This window comes from Allosphingosinicella sp. (assembly GCF_036402135.1).
Classification (GTDB): Bacteria; Pseudomonadota; Alphaproteobacteria; order Sphingomonadales; family Sphingomonadaceae; genus Allosphingosinicella.
In genome coordinates, this window is sequence record NZ_DASWTN010000026.1 from 1 (window position 1) to 17,095 (window position 17,095).

At 64.0% G+C, this 17,095-nt stretch carries 20 protein-coding genes; 16 read left to right on the plus strand and 4 right to left on the minus strand.

Features of this window, described 5'->3' with window-relative positions; genetic code table 11:
• The 9 genes from VGD10_RS07235 to VGD10_RS07275 all read left to right on the plus strand — a co-directional run.
• A partial coding sequence (locus VGD10_RS07235; protein WP_331040136.1) for a substrate-binding domain-containing protein occupies nucleotides 1-1,028 on the plus strand: 1,028 nt, incomplete at its 5' end.
• A 66-nt stretch (nucleotides 1,029-1,094) separates the two neighbouring features.
• The gene (gene pstC / locus VGD10_RS07240; protein WP_331040137.1) at nucleotides 1,095-2,477 is read left to right on the plus strand and encodes a phosphate ABC transporter permease subunit PstC; all 1,383 of its coding nucleotides are present in this window, start codon (nucleotides 1,095-1,097) and stop codon (nucleotides 2,475-2,477) included.
• On the plus strand, nucleotides 2,470-3,732 hold the full coding sequence (gene pstA, locus VGD10_RS07245) for a phosphate ABC transporter permease PstA (protein ID WP_331040138.1): 1,263 nt from the start codon (nucleotides 2,470-2,472) through the stop codon (nucleotides 3,730-3,732). Before pstC ends, pstA begins: the two co-directional genes overlap by 8 nt.
• A gap of 5 nt (nucleotides 3,733-3,737) precedes the next feature.
• Nucleotides 3,738-4,556: a phosphate ABC transporter ATP-binding protein PstB gene (gene pstB, locus VGD10_RS07250; protein ID WP_414639510.1), complete on the plus strand. Its 819-nt coding sequence runs from the start codon at nucleotides 3,738-3,740 to the stop codon at nucleotides 4,554-4,556.
• Nucleotides 4,557-4,568: 12 nt separating this feature from the next.
• Nucleotides 4,569-5,276, plus strand: a complete 708-nt coding sequence (gene phoU, locus VGD10_RS07255) for a phosphate signaling complex protein PhoU (protein WP_331040139.1) — start codon at nucleotides 4,569-4,571, stop codon at nucleotides 5,274-5,276.
• Nucleotides 5,269-5,967, plus strand: a complete 699-nt coding sequence (gene phoB, locus VGD10_RS07260) for a phosphate regulon transcriptional regulator PhoB (protein ID WP_331040140.1) — start codon at nucleotides 5,269-5,271, stop codon at nucleotides 5,965-5,967. The genes phoU and phoB overlap by 8 nt, the downstream gene beginning before the upstream one ends.
• A 94-nt stretch (nucleotides 5,968-6,061) precedes the next feature.
• On the plus strand, nucleotides 6,062-6,367 hold the full coding sequence (locus tag VGD10_RS07265) for a hypothetical protein (RefSeq protein ID WP_331040141.1): 306 nt from the start codon (nucleotides 6,062-6,064) through the stop codon (nucleotides 6,365-6,367).
• A 126-nt stretch (nucleotides 6,368-6,493) separates the two neighbouring features.
• Nucleotides 6,494-7,393: an SDR family NAD(P)-dependent oxidoreductase gene (locus tag VGD10_RS07270; RefSeq protein ID WP_331040142.1), complete on the plus strand. Its 900-nt coding sequence runs from the start codon at nucleotides 6,494-6,496 to the stop codon at nucleotides 7,391-7,393.
• Nucleotides 7,394-7,461: 68 nt separating this feature from the next.
• Nucleotides 7,462-8,553, plus strand: coding sequence for a hypothetical protein (locus VGD10_RS07275; protein WP_331040143.1), 1,092 nt, complete (start codon nucleotides 7,462-7,464; stop codon nucleotides 8,551-8,553).
• A gap of 22 nt (nucleotides 8,554-8,575) precedes the next feature.
• Here VGD10_RS07275 and VGD10_RS07280 read toward each other — a convergent pair whose 3' ends face one another.
• From VGD10_RS07280 to VGD10_RS07290, 3 genes are all read right to left on the minus strand, one after another.
• A complete protein-coding gene (locus VGD10_RS07280; RefSeq protein ID WP_331040144.1) occupies nucleotides 8,576-8,920 on the minus strand; it encodes a DUF2794 domain-containing protein in 345 nt (114 codons plus the stop codon).
• The gene (epsC, locus tag VGD10_RS07285; protein WP_331040145.1) at nucleotides 8,920-9,600 is read right to left on the minus strand and encodes a serine O-acetyltransferase EpsC; all 681 of its coding nucleotides are present in this window, start codon (nucleotides 9,598-9,600) and stop codon (nucleotides 8,920-8,922) included. The genes VGD10_RS07280 and epsC overlap by 1 nt, the downstream gene beginning before the upstream one ends.
• 79 nt (nucleotides 9,601-9,679) lie before the next feature.
• The gene (locus tag VGD10_RS07290; protein ID WP_331040146.1) at nucleotides 9,680-10,168 is read right to left on the minus strand and encodes a pyridoxamine 5'-phosphate oxidase family protein; all 489 of its coding nucleotides are present in this window, start codon (nucleotides 10,166-10,168) and stop codon (nucleotides 9,680-9,682) included.
• Nucleotides 10,169-10,284: 116 nt separating this feature from the next.
• Between VGD10_RS07290 and VGD10_RS07295 the strand changes: the two genes are divergently transcribed.
• The 7 genes from VGD10_RS07295 (at nucleotide 10,285) to VGD10_RS07325 (ending at nucleotide 16,372) form a co-directional block, all read left to right on the plus strand.
• On the plus strand, nucleotides 10,285-10,623 hold the full coding sequence (locus VGD10_RS07295) for a P-II family nitrogen regulator (protein ID WP_331040147.1): 339 nt from the start codon (nucleotides 10,285-10,287) through the stop codon (nucleotides 10,621-10,623).
• Nucleotides 10,624-10,672: 49 nt separating this feature from the next.
• Nucleotides 10,673-10,882, plus strand: a complete 210-nt coding sequence (locus VGD10_RS07300; RefSeq protein ID WP_331040148.1) for a helix-turn-helix domain-containing protein — start codon at nucleotides 10,673-10,675, stop codon at nucleotides 10,880-10,882.
• A gap of 125 nt (nucleotides 10,883-11,007) precedes the next feature.
• A complete protein-coding gene (gene glnA / locus VGD10_RS07305) occupies nucleotides 11,008-12,420 on the plus strand; it encodes a type I glutamate--ammonia ligase (protein WP_331040149.1) in 1,413 nt (470 codons plus the stop codon).
• A gap of 3 nt (nucleotides 12,421-12,423) precedes the next feature.
• Nucleotides 12,424-12,765: a tRNA-binding protein gene (locus VGD10_RS07310; RefSeq protein WP_331040150.1), complete on the plus strand. Its 342-nt coding sequence runs from the start codon at nucleotides 12,424-12,426 to the stop codon at nucleotides 12,763-12,765.
• A gap of 58 nt (nucleotides 12,766-12,823) precedes the next feature.
• A complete protein-coding gene (locus VGD10_RS07315; RefSeq protein ID WP_331040151.1) occupies nucleotides 12,824-14,422 on the plus strand; it encodes an MFS transporter in 1,599 nt (532 codons plus the stop codon).
• Nucleotides 14,423-14,456: 34 nt separating this feature from the next.
• Nucleotides 14,457-15,497, plus strand: a complete 1,041-nt coding sequence (gene alr, locus VGD10_RS07320; protein WP_331040165.1) for an alanine racemase — start codon at nucleotides 14,457-14,459, stop codon at nucleotides 15,495-15,497.
• Between the two features lie 32 nt (nucleotides 15,498-15,529).
• Entirely contained in the window at nucleotides 15,530-16,372 is an 843-nt protein-coding gene (locus VGD10_RS07325; protein WP_331040152.1) for a metallophosphoesterase, read from the plus strand.
• Here the strand turns inward: VGD10_RS07325 and VGD10_RS07330 are convergent.
• A complete protein-coding gene (locus VGD10_RS07330) occupies nucleotides 16,362-16,763 on the minus strand; it encodes a 2OG-Fe(II) oxygenase (protein ID WP_331040153.1) in 402 nt (133 codons plus the stop codon). The two genes, VGD10_RS07325 and VGD10_RS07330, sit on opposite strands and share 11 nt — an antisense overlap.
• Nucleotides 16,764-17,095 lie beyond the last annotated feature (332 nt).

A 17,095-nucleotide genomic window follows, 5' to 3' on the forward strand; every position in this document is an offset into this window, starting at 1 on the left:
CAGCGGCGGTCGCCGCGCTTGCACTCGCCGCCTGCGACGGCAGCAGCGGCACCGGGGGCGGAGCTTCGGGGCAGCAGATCCAGATTGTCGGTTCGTCGACCGTCTATCCATTCACTAAGGCGGTGGCTGAGCGCTTTGCGCAGACCAACCCCAGCTTCAAGGCGCCGATCCTGGAATCGACCGGCACCGGCGCGGGCATGAAACTCTTCTGCGGCGGCGTCGGCGACCAGCACCCCGACATGACCAACGCGTCGCGGCGGATCAAGAAGTCGGAATATGACACCTGTCAGCAGAACGGCGTGAAGCAGATCATCGAAGTGCCGGTGGGCATCGACGGCCTTGCGCTCATTCAGGCGAATGGCGGCCAGGCTTTCTCGCTGACGGTCGAGGACATCTACAAGGCGCTCGCCGCCAACCCGTATGGTCAGGCGAACACCGCCAAGACCTGGAAGGACGTCAATCCGGCGCTTCCGGCCGTCGCCATCCAGGTGTTCGGCCCGCCGCCGACATCCGGCACCCGCGACAGCTTCGCCGAACTCATCCTCGAAAAGGGCTGCGACAAGAACCCAGAGATGAAGGCGCTGAAGGAGAGCGACTCCGATCGTCACAAGGACATCTGCACCAAGATCCGCGAGGACGGCGCCTATGTCGAAGCGGGCGAGAACGACAACCTTCTCATCCAGAAGGTTGCCGGCAATCAGGGCGCCATCGGCGTGCTCGGTTACAGCTTCCTTGAAGGCAACAAGGACAAGGTGCGGGGCATTCCGCTCGGCGGCATTGCGCCCGATGCGAACACCATTGGCAATCTTTCATATCCCGGCGCCCGTCAGGTCTATCTCTACGTGAAGGGTGAGCACGTGAACGTGATCCCCGGCATTAAGGAGTTCCTGGCGGAATATGCCAAGGCTTGGACTGCTGGCGGCTATCTCGCCCAGCGCGGCCTTATCCCGTCGCCGGCCGATGTGCAGGCGAGGGCGACGCAGGCTGCGACCCAGTTGACGCCGGTGAATGCGTCCGAACTGAAGTAAGGCTTAGAAGCGCCGGGCCGATCACGCGCTCGCCCGGCGCTCCTCTTTTGAAGAACGGGTGAAGTCTTGTCGCTGACTGCGATTGCCTTGTTGATCCTCGGCCTCGGTGCCATCGCCTGGCTCAGTGCGCGCGCCAAGGCGGTGTCGTTTCGCGGGGTGGATGGAACACGTTCGCATTCGCTGCCCAATTATCACGGCTGGTATGTGGCGCTGTGGGCGATAGTGCCCGCCCTTCTCTTCCTTGCCGTCTGGGGGCCGCTCTCGAGCGGTTTCGTCATGCAGTCGGTGCTCGACAGCCCGGCCGCCGCTAGCCTGCCGCCGTTCGAGATGCAGCGGGACGCCATCCTGCAGGAGGCGCGCGATCTTGCCGACGGCCGCATCGAGGCAGCCTTCAATCCGCAGGCGGAGCAGCTTGCGCCGGTCTATAGGGAAGCGTCGAACCGCTACGGTATGATTGGCATGGCTGTCGCGTTACTGCTCGCCTTCGCGGCAGGCGCATGGGCGTTCACGCGATTATCGCCGAGCTTCCGTGCCCGCACCCGTGTCGAGCGGCTGGTGATGGGCCTGCTGCTCACGGCCTCGCTGATCGCGATCCTGACGACGCTCGGCATTGTCCTGTCGCTGCTGTTCGAATCCCTGCGCTTCTTCGCGCGGGTATCGCCCGTCGAGTTCCTGTTCGGGCTCAACTGGAGTCCTCAGACTGCGATCCGCGCCGATCAGGCCGGCTCGTCCGGAGCGTTCGGCGCCATTCCACTCTTCTGGGGCACCGTCTTCATCGGCGCGATCATCGCGATGATCGTGGCGATCCCGCTCGGGTTGATGAGCGCCATCTATCTCACCCAATATGCGAGCCCGCGCGTCCGCAGCTGGATGAAGCCTTTGCTCGAAATCCTCGCCGGCGTTCCGACCGTCGTCTACGGCTATTTCGCCGCGCTGACTGTCGCTCCGGCCGTGCGCGACTTCGGCCTCTCGATCGGCATCAGCGCCTCGTCCGAATCCGCGCTCGCCGCCGGTCTCGTCATGGGCATCATGATCATCCCGTTCGTCTCGTCGATGGCCGACGACAGCATCGCCGCCGTGCCGCAGGCGATGCGCGACGGCTCCCTCGCCATGGGAGCGACGACGTCCGAGACGATCAAGAAGGTACTCGTCCCCGCCGCGCTTCCAGGCGTGGTCGGCGGCGTGCTTCTCGCCGTCAGCCGCGCCATTGGCGAGACCATGATCGTGGTGATGGCGGCGGGCCTTGCGGCGAACCTGACGGCTAACCCGTTCCAAAGCGTGACGACAGTCACGACGCAGATCGTCCAGCTTCTGACCGGGGATCAGGAATTCGACAGCGCCAAGACGCTCGCCGCCTTCGCCCTCGGGCTGGTGCTGTTCATCGTCACCCTGCTCCTCAACATCGTCGCGCTCCGCGTCGTCAAAAAGTATCGCGAAGCCTATGAGTGACGCCGCCCTCCGCGCGCCCACCGATTGGAAGGGCAATGCGATGCAGCAGCGCATTCGCCGCCGCTATGCGGCCGAGCGGCGCTTCAAGCTGATCGGCCTCGCGGCGGTTCTGCTGTCGGCGGCGTTTCTTGCGTTTCTTCTGTTCACGATGGTGTCGAATGGCGCGCGCGGGTTCACGCAGGCGCAGGTGAAGGTCGAGATCGATTTTCCAGGAAGCGCGCTGTTCCTCGATCCCGCGACTTTGGAGGGGCCGAGCGCCGAGGCGACGCTTGCGACCGCCGACATCGACGCGGCCGTGCGCACCGCGGCCGAACGCCAATATGGCAGCGGCGGCGGCAATCTTCTTGCCGAAGGCGCGTGGCTACGCGTCCGCGAGGCGATCCTTGAGGAACCCGCGATCCTCAGCCGCAGCCAGAGCTTCTGGCTTCCGGCGTCGGGCAACATCGATCTCGCCGCCAAGACGGATGCCGCGCCCGAGGACGAACGGCTCTACGGCCAGCTTCAGCAGCGGGATGCGGTCCGAACCGCCTTCAACAGCCACTTCCTGTCCAGCTCGGACGCGACGGAGCCGACCAGCGTCGGCATCTGGGGCGCGTTCAAGGGCTCGCTCCTCACCATGCTGGTGACGCTGGCGCTTGCCTTCCCGATCGGCGTCCTTTCCGCCATCTACCTTGAGGAATATGCGCCGCGTAACCGCTGGACCGACCTCATTGAAGTGTCGATCAACAACCTCGCCGCGGTGCCGTCGATCATCTTCGGCCTGCTCGGCCTCGCTGTGTTCCTGAATTTCATGCACCTGCCGCGCTCGGCGCCGCTGGTCGGTGGCATCACGCTTGCGCTGATGACCATGCCGGTGATCGTCATCGCCGGCCGGAACGCGATCAAGTCCGTGCCGCCCTCGATCCGCGATGCGGCGCTCGGCGTCGGCGCAAGCCGTGTGCAAGTGGTCTTTCACCATGTGCTGCCGCTGGCCCTTCCCGGCATCCTCACCGGCACTATCATCGGCATGGCCCGCGCGCTCGGCGAGACGGCGCCGCTGCTGATGATCGGCATGCGCGCCTTCATCGCATCGCCCCCGGGCGGAATCACCGATCCCGCGACGGTGCTGCCGGTGCAGATCTTCCTCTGGTCGGACGAAGTCAGCCGGGGGTTCGTCGAAAAGACGTCCGCCGCGATCATCGTCCTTCTCGTTTTCCTTCTCGCGATGAACGGCCTTGCCATCTATCTTCGCAACAAATTCGAGCGGCGCTGGTGAATTATATGACCGACATGACCATGAACGACCTCGCCGCCGCACAGCATGCGAGCCACCGCAACGATGCGCAGCCGAAGATGACGGCTCGTGACGTCAGCGTCTTCTACGGCGAGAAGAAAGCGATCGATAATGTCTCGATCGACATCAGCCAGGAAAATGTGACGGCCTTTATCGGCCCGTCCGGCTGCGGCAAGTCGACGTTCCTCCGTACCCTTAACCGCATGAACGACACCATCTCCAATGCGCGGGTCGAGGGACGTATCGAGCTCGACAGCGAGGATATTTACGCCTCCGGCATGGACGTGGTGCAGCTCCGCGCCCGCGTCGGCATGGTGTTCCAGAAGCCGAACCCCTTCCCGAAGTCGATCTACGAGAATGTCGCCTACGGCCCCCGCATTCATGGCCTCGCGCCGAACAAGGCGAAGCTGGACGAGATCGTGGAAAAGTCGCTGAAGCGCGCGGGTCTCTGGGACGAGGTGAAGGACCGGCTCAACGAGAGTGGCACGGCGCTTTCAGGCGGCCAGCAGCAAAGGCTCTGCATCGCCCGCGCGATTGCGGTGGATCCGGAAGTCATCCTGATGGACGAGCCCTGCTCGGCGCTCGACCCGATCGCCACCGCCAAGATCGAGGAGCTGATTCACGAGCTTCGCGGCCGCTATGCGATCGTTATCGTCACCCACAACATGCAGCAGGCGGCGCGCGTTTCGCAGCGCACGGCCTTCTTTCATCTCGGCCACCTCGTCGAATATGGCGACACGTCCGAAATCTTCACCAATCCGCGCGAGACGCGGACCAAAGACTACATCACCGGCCGGTACGGCTAAGGAGTAGAGCGTATGGCGACCGGACATACCGTCAAGGCATTCGACGAGGATCTCGACCAGCTTCGCGCGTCCATTGCCGAAATGGGCGGACTTGCCGAAGATGCGATCGGCAAGGCGATGCGCGCGCTGGTGCAGCGGGACACGACCGCGGCCGACCAGGTGGTCGCGGCCGACAAGAAGATCGATGCGCTGGAAATGGAAGTGGAACGCGCCGCGGTGAAGCTCATCGCGCTTCGGGCGCCGATGGCCGACGACCTTCGCGAAGTGGTCGCGGCCCTTAAAATCGCCGGCATTGTCGAGCGGATCGGCGACTATGCCAAGAACATCGCCAAGCGTGTGCATGTGGTGGAGACGACGGCCAAGATCGAGCCGCTGTCGCTCCTCCCTGAAATGGCGCGGATCGTCAGCGAGATGGTCCACAATGTGCTGGACGCTTTCGCCGCCCGCGATGCCGAAAAGGCAATCGCGGTGTGCGAACGCGACCGCGCGGTGGACGATTTCTACAATTCGATCTTCCGGACCCTCCTCACTTTCATGATGGAGAGCCCGAACAACATCACGCCCGCGACGCACCTCCTCTTTATCGCGAAGAATCTGGAGCGGATCGGCGACCACAGCACCAATCTCGCCGAAATGGTCTATTTCGCAGCCACCGGCGAGCAGATGGCGGAGCGCCCGAAGGGCGAAGACCCGATCCGCTCCGACAGGACCGATGGCTAAGGGCCGCATCCTCCTGGTCGAGGATGACGACGCGCTCGCCGAGCTCCTCGTCTACAATCTGGAGCGCGAGGAGTTCGAGGTCGAACGCACGCGCGACGGCGACGAGGCGCTCTTGCTTGCGGAAGAACGCGCCCCGGACCTCGTCCTTCTAGACTGGATGATCGAGGGCACGTCGGGCATTGAAGTGTGCCGTCGTCTCCGCCGCCAGCCAGGCACGGCTAACGTGCCGATCATCATGCTGACAGCGCGCGGCGAGGAGGAAGACCGCCTCCGCGGCTTTGAAACCGGCGCGGACGATTATATTGCGAAGCCGTTCAGCCCCCGCGAGCTGATGGCGCGGGTGGGGGCCGTGCTTCGCCGTGTCCGCCCGGCGCTTGCGGGCGAACAGCTCAAATATGCCGACATCGAGATGGATATCGTCTCTCACAAGGTGAAACGGGGCGGGGAAGGCGTGGCGCTCGGACCCACCGAATTCCGCCTGCTCCGGCATTTCCTGGAACATCCCGGCCGCGTCTTTTCGCGCGAGCGGCTGCTGGACAGCGTCTGGGGCCATGACAGCGACATCGAGCCGCGCACGGTGGACGTCCATATCCGGCGCCTCCGAAAGGCCATCAACGAAGGCGGAAAAGCCGACATTATCCGCACCGTCCGTTCAGCCGGTTACGCGCTCGACAGCGAAGGCCGGCTCTAGGCTTCTTTGCTGCTGATGGAGAAATTTCGTTTCGTCCACGTTTAGGTCAGGCGTCGCCTTTCCCCGAAGGCGGCTGATATAATGGAGGACGTTGATGAAACTCGCAATTTTCGCCGCCGCGCTCGTCGCCGGCAGCGCCGCAATCGCCCAGCAGACCGTCGCCCCCGGCAACAATGCCCCCGAGCGCGATGCTCGCGGCATTCCGGTCGTGTCGGCTCCGGCCACTGCTCCCTCGGGCGCCAACCAAGCGGTTACCGTTCAGCCGGGCGCGCAGGTCGTAGCCGCTCCGAACCAGAGCGCGGTTTTCGCCACGCAGGCGAGCACCAAGACTTATCCGCCCTGCACGAAGGACATGACGGACGGCTGCGTCCAGACCTCCGAACGCGGCGTTCGCCGCTAAGGCAGGGTCCTTCCTGACGCTCCTTCCGGCGGCGCTGCCCGCTGCCGGATGAGCGTGTTTTTGCGCCTGTCGCGCCGCTCCCGCTTCTGCCATGAAGCCCGCCACGAGTGAGCGGAAGGGGCAGGCATGACAATTAGCTTTCAGGACAAGGTTGCGATCGTCACCGGCGCCGGCGGCGGCCTCGGCCGCGCCTATGCGCTGGAGCTTGCACGGCGCGGCGCGAAGGTGGTGGTGAACGACCTCGGCGGCGCCCGCGATGGCTCCGGCCATTCGGATGCTGCGGCCAAGGTGGTGGCGGAAATCGAAGCGGCAGGCGGCACTGCCATGGCGAACGGCGCCAGCGTCACCGACAAGGGGCAGGTGACGGCCATGGTTGCGGAGGCGCAGGACCGTTGGGGCGGCGTCCATATCCTCATCAACAATGCCGGCATCCTCCGCGACAAGAGCTTCTCCAAGATGAGCATGGAGGATTTCCGCGCCGTCGTGGACGTGCACCTGATCGGCTCCGCCAATGCCACGCGTGCTGTGTGGGACCTGATGAAGGAGCAGGCCTATGGCCGCGTCCTGATGACCAGCAGCTCGACCGGCCTCTACGGCAATTTTGGCCAGTCTAATTACGGTGCCGCGAAGCTCGGCCTGCTGGGTTTCGCCAAGACGCTGTCGCTCGAAGGCGCGAAGTACAATGTGAAGGTGAACACGCTTGCGCCGACTGCAGCGACGCGGATGACCAACGACATCTTCCCGCCGGAGATGACGGCCGCCTTCAATCCCGACAACGTCGTTCCCGCTGCGCTCTTTCTTGTGTCAGACGATGCGCCGACCAACGCCATCGTCGGCGCCGGTGCGGGCGTCGTGCAGGCGGCCTATGTGACCCTCACGCCCGGCTATGCGCTGCCGGAGGGCCGGCGCACCGTGGAGGAAGTCGCAGCCAACTGGGACATGATCAGCGACCGCAGCGGCGAGATCGTGCCGCAATCGGGCGCGGAGCAGGCGATGCTGATCCTGAAGAAGCTGCAGGGCGGCTGATCTTCGGCAGCTGTATTGTAAATATAATACAGTTCTGTTATGCCTCCTCGCTCAGGGAGGAGAAATCCATGTATTCAGAGACGGATCTGGAGGCTGCGGTGGCTGCGGGGGCGCTGTCAGCGGAGCAGGCGCAGAAGTTCAGGGACTACGTCGCGGGCAGCCGCGCCGCCCCGGCGGTCGATGAGGAGCATTTCCGGCTGCTCACCGGCTTCAACGACATCTTCGTGTCGATCGCGGCGGTGATCCTGCTGGTGGCGCTGGCCTGGATCGGCCAGTCGATCGGGCCGAAGATCGAGGGCAATGGACCGTCGCCGATGATGGGGCTTCTCGTTGCGGCCGCTGCCTGGGGGCTCGCCGAGTTCTTCACCAGAAAGCGCCGCATGGCGTTGCCAAGCATATTGTTGCTGCTCGCTTTCGTCGGCGGCGTGTTCGCTACGGCCGGCTTCACATTGGTACTGGCCGTGGGCGAAGAGAATTTCGACAATAACGCAACGCTCGGCGGGCTGGTGCTCGCCGGCGCAGCGGCGGTCGCTACGGCAGCGGCCTGGCTCCACTGGAAGCGTTTCCGTGTACCGATCACGATTGCGGCAGGCGCGGCGGCGGTTGTTGGTCTTGTTCTCGCGCTGATCGCTGCTGCCGTGGGCGATACGCCGCAGCTCGAGAATATCATGCTCGGCTTCGCGCTTCTGCTCGGCGTCGGCGTGTTTCTGTTCGCCATGTGGTGGGATGCATCCGATCCGACGCGGCAGACGCGGCGTTCGGACGTGGCTTTCTGGCTCCACCTGCTGTCGGCCCCATTGATCGTGCATCCGGTGTTCGTGCTGCTCGGGCTCACCGAAGGTACGGCGTCAACGGGCGAGGCGTTCCTGGTGATTGCCCTCTACCTGGCTCTGGGCTTCACCGCCCTTGCCATCGACCGGCGCGCTCTGCTCGTCTCGGCGCTCGCCTATGTGCTCTATGCGCTTAACCAGCTGTTCCAGAACTACGGTGCGGTGGAGCTGAGCTTCGCGTTGACTGCATTGGTGATCGGGTCGGCCCTGCTGCTGCTCTCGGCCTTCTGGCACTCGGCACGGCGCGGCGTGGTGCGGACACTTCCCGCGACACTCCAGACCAAGCTGCCGGTGGTGGACCGCGGACCGGTCATGGCGGCGGCTACGTAGCCTAAAAGTGGGCGGCTGAGTGTCAGCCGCTCACGAGCTTCAGGAGTCGCCTTTCGATGGGCGCGAGAATGGGGCCGAGTTCATGGCCCCGTTTCAATATCTGTCCGTTCTCGCCGATCAGCGCCCACATGCCCTGCTTGCCGCGAAGGGCCGGGCGCTTCTCGATCTTATATTCGGGACGCTCGGCGGTGCGGCGGAATGCCCAGAAGGACGCGGCGTCGCGGCCAAAATCGATCGCATAATCCTTCCAGAAGCCGGCGGCGACCATTCGGCCATAAAGGTCGGTGATGCGCATGATTTCGGCCCGGTCGAAGCCGGTCTGCGCACCCGCCGCTTTCGATGCCGGAAAAGGGTGGACGCTGCCCATCAGGCGGTGTCGCGCTCCTGCCTCTGCTCGCCGGTCAGCTCTTCAAGCCGCCGGCGGAGCTGCTCCACCTCACATTTGAGGATTTCGAGCTTCTGCGTCGCCGGATCGAACATCTCGCTGCAAGGCGTGCCGTAAGGCATGAAGTCCTTCGCATATTGCTCGGCCTCGACGAGTGTCGACCGCGCGGGGATGCCGATCATCGTCGCGCCTTCCGGCACATCCTTCGTCACCACCGCATTGGCGCCGATGCGGGCGCGGGCGCCGACTGTGATCGGCCCCAGCACCTGCGCGCCCGAGCCGATGATGACACCGTCGCCGATCGTCGGGTGCCGCTTGCCGGGGACGCCGTTGGCCGGGTTGGTGCCGCCCAGCGTGACGTTCTGGTAGATGGTGACGTCGTCCCCGATCTCCGCGCTTTCGCCGACCACAGTAAAGCCGTGATCGATGAAGAAATTGCGGCCGATCACTGCACCCGGATGGATATCGATGGCGGTGAGGAAGCGGGAAATATGGTTGACGAGGCGGGCGAGGAAATAGAGCTCGCCCTTGTAAAGCCAGTGCGCGGCGCGGTGCAGCGCCAGCGCTAGCACGCCCGGATAGAGCAGGATCTCCCACCGCGACCGGGCGGCGGGGTCCCGCGCCTTCACCGAATCCAGATAGGCGATAAGCCCGGATGTCATACGCTGCCCACTCTCGTCACGACGGTGACAAGATAGGCTTGCGAACGGAACATTTCCAGACTGAAGCGGCGCCAAGCCTTTAGCTCAGCGACACCTCCGCCACTTTATTTTGATAATCCTTCTTGGGATCGACGCCGAGCAACGCCTTGACGCCGGCGACGAGGCTGTTGCCGTTCTCCCATATTTCGGCGCTTTCCGCATCGAGGCGGAGGAGGGCGAGCTTCGGATCGTCTTTGCCTTCTTCATACCAGGCGGCGGCGAAGGGATTCCAGAGACGGTCGACCACGGCGCGGTCGGTATCCTCGCGAAGCGTGCCTTGGACGGCGGCGAAGATGTCGTGGCCTTTGGAGGCGAAAGTCCCGATGGCGCGGCCGCTGCCGCCCTGAAGCGTCTCGACCAGCGCATTGTCCTTGGCGGTGAAGAACCAGATCGGGCTCCTTTCCTCGTCGAACTGGGCGGTCATCGGGCGGGTGTGGCCGCCTTCCTCGCCGTCGAGGCCGAGCATCATCGTCATGTCGGACTTCAGCGCCTTCCAGAACTTGGCTTCCAGCTCCGCGGGGGTGGGCATGTCTCGCTCCTTCGAAAGTTTGCAGGTGAACGGGCATGCCGGGGCTGGGTTCCGGTCCTTGCGTGGGCCCCCGCGGCGGCTATCTTCGCGTGCGCAGGACAGAAGCGGGGATTCGCGTGAAGAAGGTCGAAGCCGTCATCAAGCCGTTCAAGCTCGACGATGTGAAGGAGGCGCTGACTGAGATCGGCGTGTCCGGCATCACCGTCACCGAAGCTAAGGGCTTCGGCCGGCAGAAGGGGCATACGGAGCTCTACCGGGGCGCCGAATATGTGATCGACTTCCTTCCCAAGGTGAAGATCGAGGTGGTGGTGGAGGATGGGCTCGCCGAACGCGCGGTCGAAGCCATCGCCAATGCCGCCCACACCGGCCGGATCGGCGACGGTAAGATCTTCGTGATGTCGGTCGAGCAGGCGGTCCGTATCCGCACCGGCGAGCGGGATTCCGACGCGATATAGATCGCGTCAAAGTGGTACTTTGACGCGGGCAGGGGGCTAGGCAGAGATAGTGGACGATCCTCGCTTAGCTTCAATGTCCCCCGGCGAGCTGCGTGCGGCCATGCGGACGCTCGGCTACAAGACGCAGAACGATCTTGCCGCAGCGATCGGCGTTTCGCGTTCGGCGGTGAGCCTGTGGCTCGAGGGCAAGGTCGGGGTGCCGCGGCCGGTCGCGATGCTCCTCCGGATGTTGATTTCGGCCCAGCGTCGCCAGTTCTGATCCAGCGGCCCCACGTGAATTATTCACAATCCGCCTGACGCCTCTGGACGCGCGGCCTTCGTCTCTCCGAAGGAGGAGGGGAAGCGGCTCCAAGAGTCGCGGCAGCAACCGAGCGGAGGCAAGACATGGCGAACGACGCGGGCAAGATCCTTGGCATGATCAAGGAGCAGGAGATCGAGTGGGTGGACCTCCGCTTCACCGATCCCAAGGGCAAGTGGCAGCATCTTTCCATGTGCGCGGGCCTGATCGACGAGGACCAGCTTACCGACGGCTTCATGTTCGACGGCTCCTCAATCGCCGGCTGGAAGGCGATTAATGAAAGCGACATGGTGCTGAGGCCCGACCTCGACGCCGTCTACGTAGATCCGTTCAGCGCCACCCCGATGCTGATCCTCTTCTGCGACGTGGTCGATCCCGGCACCGGCGAGCTTTACGCCCGCGACCCGCGCAGCACCGCCAAGCGCGCCGAGGCCTATCTGCAGACGACCGGCATCGGCGACACCGTCTATGTCGGCCCGGAAGCCGAATTCTTCATGTTCGACGATGTCCGTTTCGAGGACGGCTACAATGCCAGCTACTTCCGTATCGACGACATCGAGCTGCCGACCAACACCGGCCGCGAATATGAGATGGGGAACCTCGCCCACCGCCCGCGCGCCAAGGGCGGCTATTTCCCCGTCGCGCCGGTCGACAGCGCCGTCGACATCCGCGCCGAGATGGTTTCGACCATGATCGAGATGGGCCTGCCGATGGACAAGCACCATCATGAGGTGGCCGCCAGCCAGCACGAGCTCGGCATGACGTTCGGCAAGCTCGTCGAAACCGCCGACCGCATGCAGATCTACAAGTACGTCGTGCACATGGTCGCCCATGCCTACGGCAAGACGGCGACCTTCATGCCGAAGCCGATCGCCAAGGATAACGGCTCGGGGATGCACACCCACATCTCGATCTGGAACGGGTCGAAGCCGCTCTTCGCCGGCAACGGCTATGCGGGCCTGTCGGAAACCGCGCTGTTCTTCATCGGCGGCGTCGTGAAGCATGCGAAGGCGCTCAACGCCTTCACCAATCCCACCACCAACAGCTACAAGCGCCTGGTGCCGGGCTTCGAAGCGCCGGTTTTGCTCGCTTATTCGAGCCGCAACCGCTCCGCTTCCTGCCGCATTCCCTACGGCACCGGCGAGAAGTCGCGCCGCGTCGAATTCCGCTTCCCGGACGCGCTCGCCAATCCCTATCTCTGCTATGCGGCGATCCTGATGGCCGGCCTAGACGGCATCCAGAACCGCATCCATCCGGGCGACCCGATGGACAAGAACCTCTACGATCTGCCGCCGCAGGAGCTGGTCAACGTCCCCACCGTCTGCGGAAGTCTTCGCGAGGCTCTGGTGTCGCTCCAGAACGACCGCGCCTTCCTGACCCGCGGCGACGTGTTCACCGACGATCAGATCGACGCCTATATCGAGCTCAAGTGGGAAGAGCAGCTCCGGTGGGAAATGACTCCTAGCCCGGTCGAATATGACATGTATTATTCGAGCTGAGCCATGAGCGGGCAGATCGACTTCGATCAGTTCATGGCGGTCGACATACGTGTCGGCACAGTGATCGAAGTCGATCCGTTCCCGGAGGCGCGGAAGCCCGCCTTCAAGCTTAGGATCGATTTCGGAGACGAGATCGGCGTCAAGCGATCCAGCGCGCAGATCACCGTTCACTACACGCCCGAAGAGTTGATCGGCCGGCAGGTGGCGGCGGTGGTGAATTTTCCGCCGCGCCAGATCGGCCCCTTCATGTCCGAAGTGCTGACATTGGGCTTTCCGGACGCGGAAGGCGCCGTGGTGCTGATCGCGCCGGACAAGCCTGTGCCGAACGGCTTCCGTTTATTCTAGCTTGCTCCGCCGCCGGACCCCCGCCTAGTCTCCGACAAAAATCTGGAGGGGGAAGACGATGGCGACCGCCGTTGCCGGTGACTATGTCGTGGATGCGAAGCGGGACCGGTTGGTCATTCTGGCGTCCTCGCTCGGTACTGTTTTCGAATGGTACGACTTCTTCATCTACGGCACGCTGGCTGCCGTCATCGCCAAGCTCTTCTTCCCTGCGGCGAGCGAGACGGCGGGCTTTCTCCTTGCCCTCGCGACTTTCGGCGCTGGCTTCGGCGTCCGTCCGCTCGGCGCGATCCTGTTCGGCTATCTCGGCGACAAGCTGGGGCGCAAATATACCTTCCTTGTCACTATCACCTTGATGGGCCTCGCCACCGCTGCGGTTGGCCTGCTTCCAACCTATGCGCAGATCGGCATCGCGGCGCCGATCCTGCTCGTCATCTGCCGGCTCCTGCAGGGGCTGGCGCTCGGCGGCGAATATGGCGGCGCGGCCATTTACGTGGCCGAGCATGCGCCGAAGAATAAGCGCGGCTTCTACACCAGCTTCATCCAGGCGAGCGTGATCGGCGGCTTCCTGCTGAGCGTCATCGTCGTGCTGACGTCGAACGCGTTCGTGGATCCGATTCAGTGGGAGGCATGGGGATGGCGCGTGCCATTCCTTTTCTCGCTCGTGCTGCTCGGCATCTCTCTGTGGGTGCGGCTGAAGCTGAAGGAAAGCCCGGTCTTTCAGGCGATCAAGGAAGCGGGCGAATGCGCGAAGAATCCGGTGAAGGAAAGCTTCGACAGCTGGCCGAAGCTTAAGCTGGTGCTGGTCGCCTTGTTCGGCATTGCCGCCGGCCTTACGGTCATCTGGTACACGGCCCAGTTCCAGGCGCTCTATTTCCTGCAGAACACGCTTCGCATCGACGACAATGCGGCGCGGCTGATGATCGGCATCGCCGCCATGTTCAGCGTCTTCTGGTTCATCCTGTTCGGCTGGCTGTCGGACAAGGTTGGGCGGAAGAAGCCGATCGTGATCGGCTACGCGTTGACGCTCCTCCTCATGTTCCCGCTCTTTCACTGGATGGCCGCTGCCGCCAATCCGGAACTATCCGCCGCGATGGAGCGGAGCCCTATCGTCGTGACGGGAAGCGACTGCCGCTACGATCCGTTCGCCTCGAAGGGGCAGGAGACGGCGTGCGGCCGCGTGCTAGATGTGCTTTCGAAGAAGGGCGTCGCCTATTCGACGACGGAAGGCGCGGCCGGCGCAGCCCCGGCGCTCACCATCGGCGGCACTGCGGTGGATGCAGCCGATCCCGCGGCGCTCGATGCGGCACTGGAAGGGGCTGGCTACAAGACCGCCAAAACGGTTCCAAGCTTCGCCCAGGCGGCGCAGGTGGTGCTTGCGATCGTCATCATCGGCATGCTGTCTGGTATGACCTTCGGGCCGGTGGCGGCCCTGCTGGTCGAGCTGTTCCCGGCGCGAGTGCGCTACACGTCCATGTCCGTGCCCTATCATATCGGCACCGGCTATTTTGGCGGCTTCCTGCCCTTCATCAGCCAATATATCGTGGCGAAGACCGGCGATCCGTTCGCCGGCCTTTGGTACACGATCGGCGTGGTCGCGATGACCCTCGTCGTCACCTTCTTTTGGCTCCCGGAAACCTCTGGCAAGGAATTGGACTAAGCCTGCAGCGGGCGTTATCCGCGGTGGCGTGACGCTGCCCCACTCGCCCCTTCGCCTGCATATCGACCGGCAGGCGCTCGCCTCCAACTGGCGCTGGCTGGCGAAGATGAGCGGGCGCGCCGCCTGCGGCGCCGCGATCAAGGCGAACGGCTACGGTATCGGCGCTAAGGAGGCAATGCAGACGCTAGCCGAGGCCGGCTGCCGCGATTTCTTCGTCACCACTTGGGCTGAAGCGGAAGCTTTGCTGCCATTCGCCGAGGGTGTCTCCGTATCCGTGCTCCACGGCGTGGCGGAGGAGGACCTGCCGCATGCGATCGGCATGCCGGCGCGGCCAGTGCTGAACACGCCGGTTCAGGTTCGCCGCTGGAAGGAGATGGGGGAGGGGCGGCCCTGCGACGTGATGATCGACACCGGCATCAACCGCCTTGGCCTTTCGCCCGGTGAGGTGATGGAAGGGCTGCTGGACGGCCTCCGCATCGAAACCCTTATGAGCCATCTCGCCTGCGCCGACGAAGATGTGGCGATGAACGATCAGCAGCGCGAAGCCCTCCTCACGCTTGCGCCGAAGGTGCAGGCTGAGCGCGTCAGCCTCGCCAACAGCGCCGGCATCTGCCTTGGCGAACACTACGCCTTCGCCCTAACGCGGCCGGGCCTGGCCCTGTACGGTGGTATTCCGCGGCCGGAGGCGGAGGGACATATTCGTCAGGTGGTGAGGGTCGAGGCTCAGGTGGTGCAGCGGCGCCGTGTCGGCCCGGGTGACAGCGTCGGCTATAACGCCACGTTCACGACGGAACGGGAACTTGAGCTCGCCATCCTCAACATCGGCTATGCGGACGGCTATCTCCGCGGCTTCTCAAATAGTGGGCAGGCGAAGCTGGGCGACATCTTCCTGCCGGTCGTCGGCCGCGTGTCGATGGATCTGACCGCCGTCAACGCCGATGCCGCGTCCGACGTCGGGGAGGGGGATTGGGTGGAGCTCGATTTCGACCTGCCGCGCGCATCGGCTCAGTCCGGCCTCTCCCAATATGAGCTGCTGACCACCATCGGCGCCCGCTATGCCCGGCACTGGGCCTAGGAACCCGCCACGCCTCCGCCTGTTGGGCGAGAATGGCTACCATCGCCCACCTCTCAGACGTCCATTTCGGTCGCCACGATCCTGAAGTCGTTGCCGCCGTCGAAGCCTTCCTCGCCGACAAGCGCCCAAACCTTGTCGTGATCAGCGGCGACTTCACGCAGCGCGCGCGCGTGAACCAGTATAAGGAGGCCTGCTCCTTCGTCGACCGGATCGAGGATATGGGCCTGCCGGTGCTGGCGGTGCCGGGCAATCACGACGTGCCGCTCTACGACGTGGTACAGCGCTTCGTTCGGCCGCTCCACCGCTACAAGCGCTTCATCGATGACGACCTCTGCCCCTATTGGGAGAATGACGAGCTGCAGGTGCTGGGCCTCAACACGGCGCGGTCGTTCACGATCAAGGACGGCAGCATCTCGCTCGAGCAGATGCAGCTTATCCGGGAGGCGTTCAGGGGCGATGCGGAGGGCAAGACCCGCATCCTCGTCACCCACCATCCGCTCTTCGCCATGCCGATCGGCGACGAGGGCGAGCTGACTAAGGTGGTGAAGCGCCACACCGACGCCCTACTCGCATCGGCGGAAGCCGGCGTTCACATCCTCCTCGCCGGCCACTTCCACCGCGCCTACACAAAGTCCGCGCGAGAGATCGTCGAGAATGCCGGCCCCGCCCTCGTCATCCAGGCCGGTACTGCAACCTCCACCCGCCTACGCGGCGGCGAGCAGCAGAGCTTCAACTGGATCGAGGCACACAGGGGAAGCGTCGGGATAGAGGTCCATGCCTGGGAGGAGGACAGGTTCGAACCCGGCAAACCGGCCTCGTTCGGCTATGACGGCGAGAATTGGCACCTGAAGCCGGCGTCGGCCGTCAGCCCGTAGGCGACATCAGGTCGAGCGGCTTTGCGCGTATCCAGCGTGATGCAATGAGCTTTTGGCCGCGGGTGACAGGTAGGCCCGCATGGCGCGCCATCGGGTCGGGCCGACCATCGGCTGAGGCGTTGCGGAAGAGAAGAGCATCTCCCGTTCTGCCCTTGAAGCCAAGGCCCGTCTCAAGGAACTTCGTCTCGCCCCCCGCATAGTCCTCATTAAGATAGACCAGCATCGTCAGAATGCGCTGGTTGGTGCCGACAGGCAGCGCATCGACATGCGCCTTATATTCCTGCCCCGGCGAGTAACGAAGGATCTGCAGCGGTTCCCCCTGCGTCACCTGTGTGCCGCTCGCTGCCGCAAGCCGCCGATTAAGGGCATGCACCGCTGGATTCTCAAGCATCAGCGGGAACGCCATGCCGTCCGAAGTCCGGACCGGGTTAAGCATCGGCTGTCCGGTCTGCGGGTTGAGGACGACGGAGCGTTCTAGTCTTGGCTTAGCTAATTCAGCAAGGAACTGGCATTCCGCGAGTGTGAGGAGGCCGCGGAATGCGGTGACCTCAGGTGACTTGCTTAGTCTCTCACCCTCTGGCACAAAGATAGGCGCGCCATCGCTCGTAAGGTTCATTGCTTCGATCATCTGAAGCTGCCGGCGGGCGCTAAGGTCTTCCTTCATTTGACGAAGCAAGGTGAGTGCGAGCGGCCAGTCCGAGGGAGCGCCGGTGCCGTTCCCCG

Coding starts and splice junctions, on each gene's coding strand:
- pstA (WP_331040138.1), top strand. CDS start 2,470: ATGAGTGACGCCGCCCTCCGCGCGCCCACCGATTGGAAGGGCAATGCG.
- pstB (WP_414639510.1), top strand. CDS start 3,738: ATGACCGACATGACCATGAACGACCTCGCCGCCGCACAGCATGCGAGC.
- phoU (WP_331040139.1), top strand. CDS start 4,569: ATGGCGACCGGACATACCGTCAAGGCATTCGACGAGGATCTCGACCAG.
- phoB (WP_331040140.1), top strand. CDS start 5,269: ATGGCTAAGGGCCGCATCCTCCTGGTCGAGGATGACGACGCGCTCGCC.
- VGD10_RS07265 (WP_331040141.1), top strand. CDS start 6,062: ATGAAACTCGCAATTTTCGCCGCCGCGCTCGTCGCCGGCAGCGCCGCA.
- VGD10_RS07270 (WP_331040142.1), top strand. CDS start 6,494: ATGACAATTAGCTTTCAGGACAAGGTTGCGATCGTCACCGGCGCCGGC.
- VGD10_RS07275 (WP_331040143.1), top strand. CDS start 7,462: ATGTATTCAGAGACGGATCTGGAGGCTGCGGTGGCTGCGGGGGCGCTG.
- VGD10_RS07280 (WP_331040144.1), bottom strand. CDS start 8,920: ATGGGCAGCGTCCACCCTTTTCCGGCATCGAAAGCGGCGGGTGCGCAG.
- epsC (WP_331040145.1), bottom strand. CDS start 9,600: ATGACATCCGGGCTTATCGCCTATCTGGATTCGGTGAAGGCGCGGGAC.
- VGD10_RS07290 (WP_331040146.1), bottom strand. CDS start 10,168: ATGCCCACCCCCGCGGAGCTGGAAGCCAAGTTCTGGAAGGCGCTGAAG.
- glnA (WP_331040149.1), top strand. CDS start 11,008: ATGGCGAACGACGCGGGCAAGATCCTTGGCATGATCAAGGAGCAGGAG.
- VGD10_RS07310 (WP_331040150.1), top strand. CDS start 12,424: ATGAGCGGGCAGATCGACTTCGATCAGTTCATGGCGGTCGACATACGT.
- VGD10_RS07315 (WP_331040151.1), top strand. CDS start 12,824: ATGGCGACCGCCGTTGCCGGTGACTATGTCGTGGATGCGAAGCGGGAC.
- VGD10_RS07325 (WP_331040152.1), top strand. CDS start 15,530: ATGGCTACCATCGCCCACCTCTCAGACGTCCATTTCGGTCGCCACGAT.
- VGD10_RS07330 (WP_331040153.1), bottom strand. CDS start 16,763: ATGCTTGAGAATCCAGCGGTGCATGCCCTTAATCGGCGGCTTGCGGCA.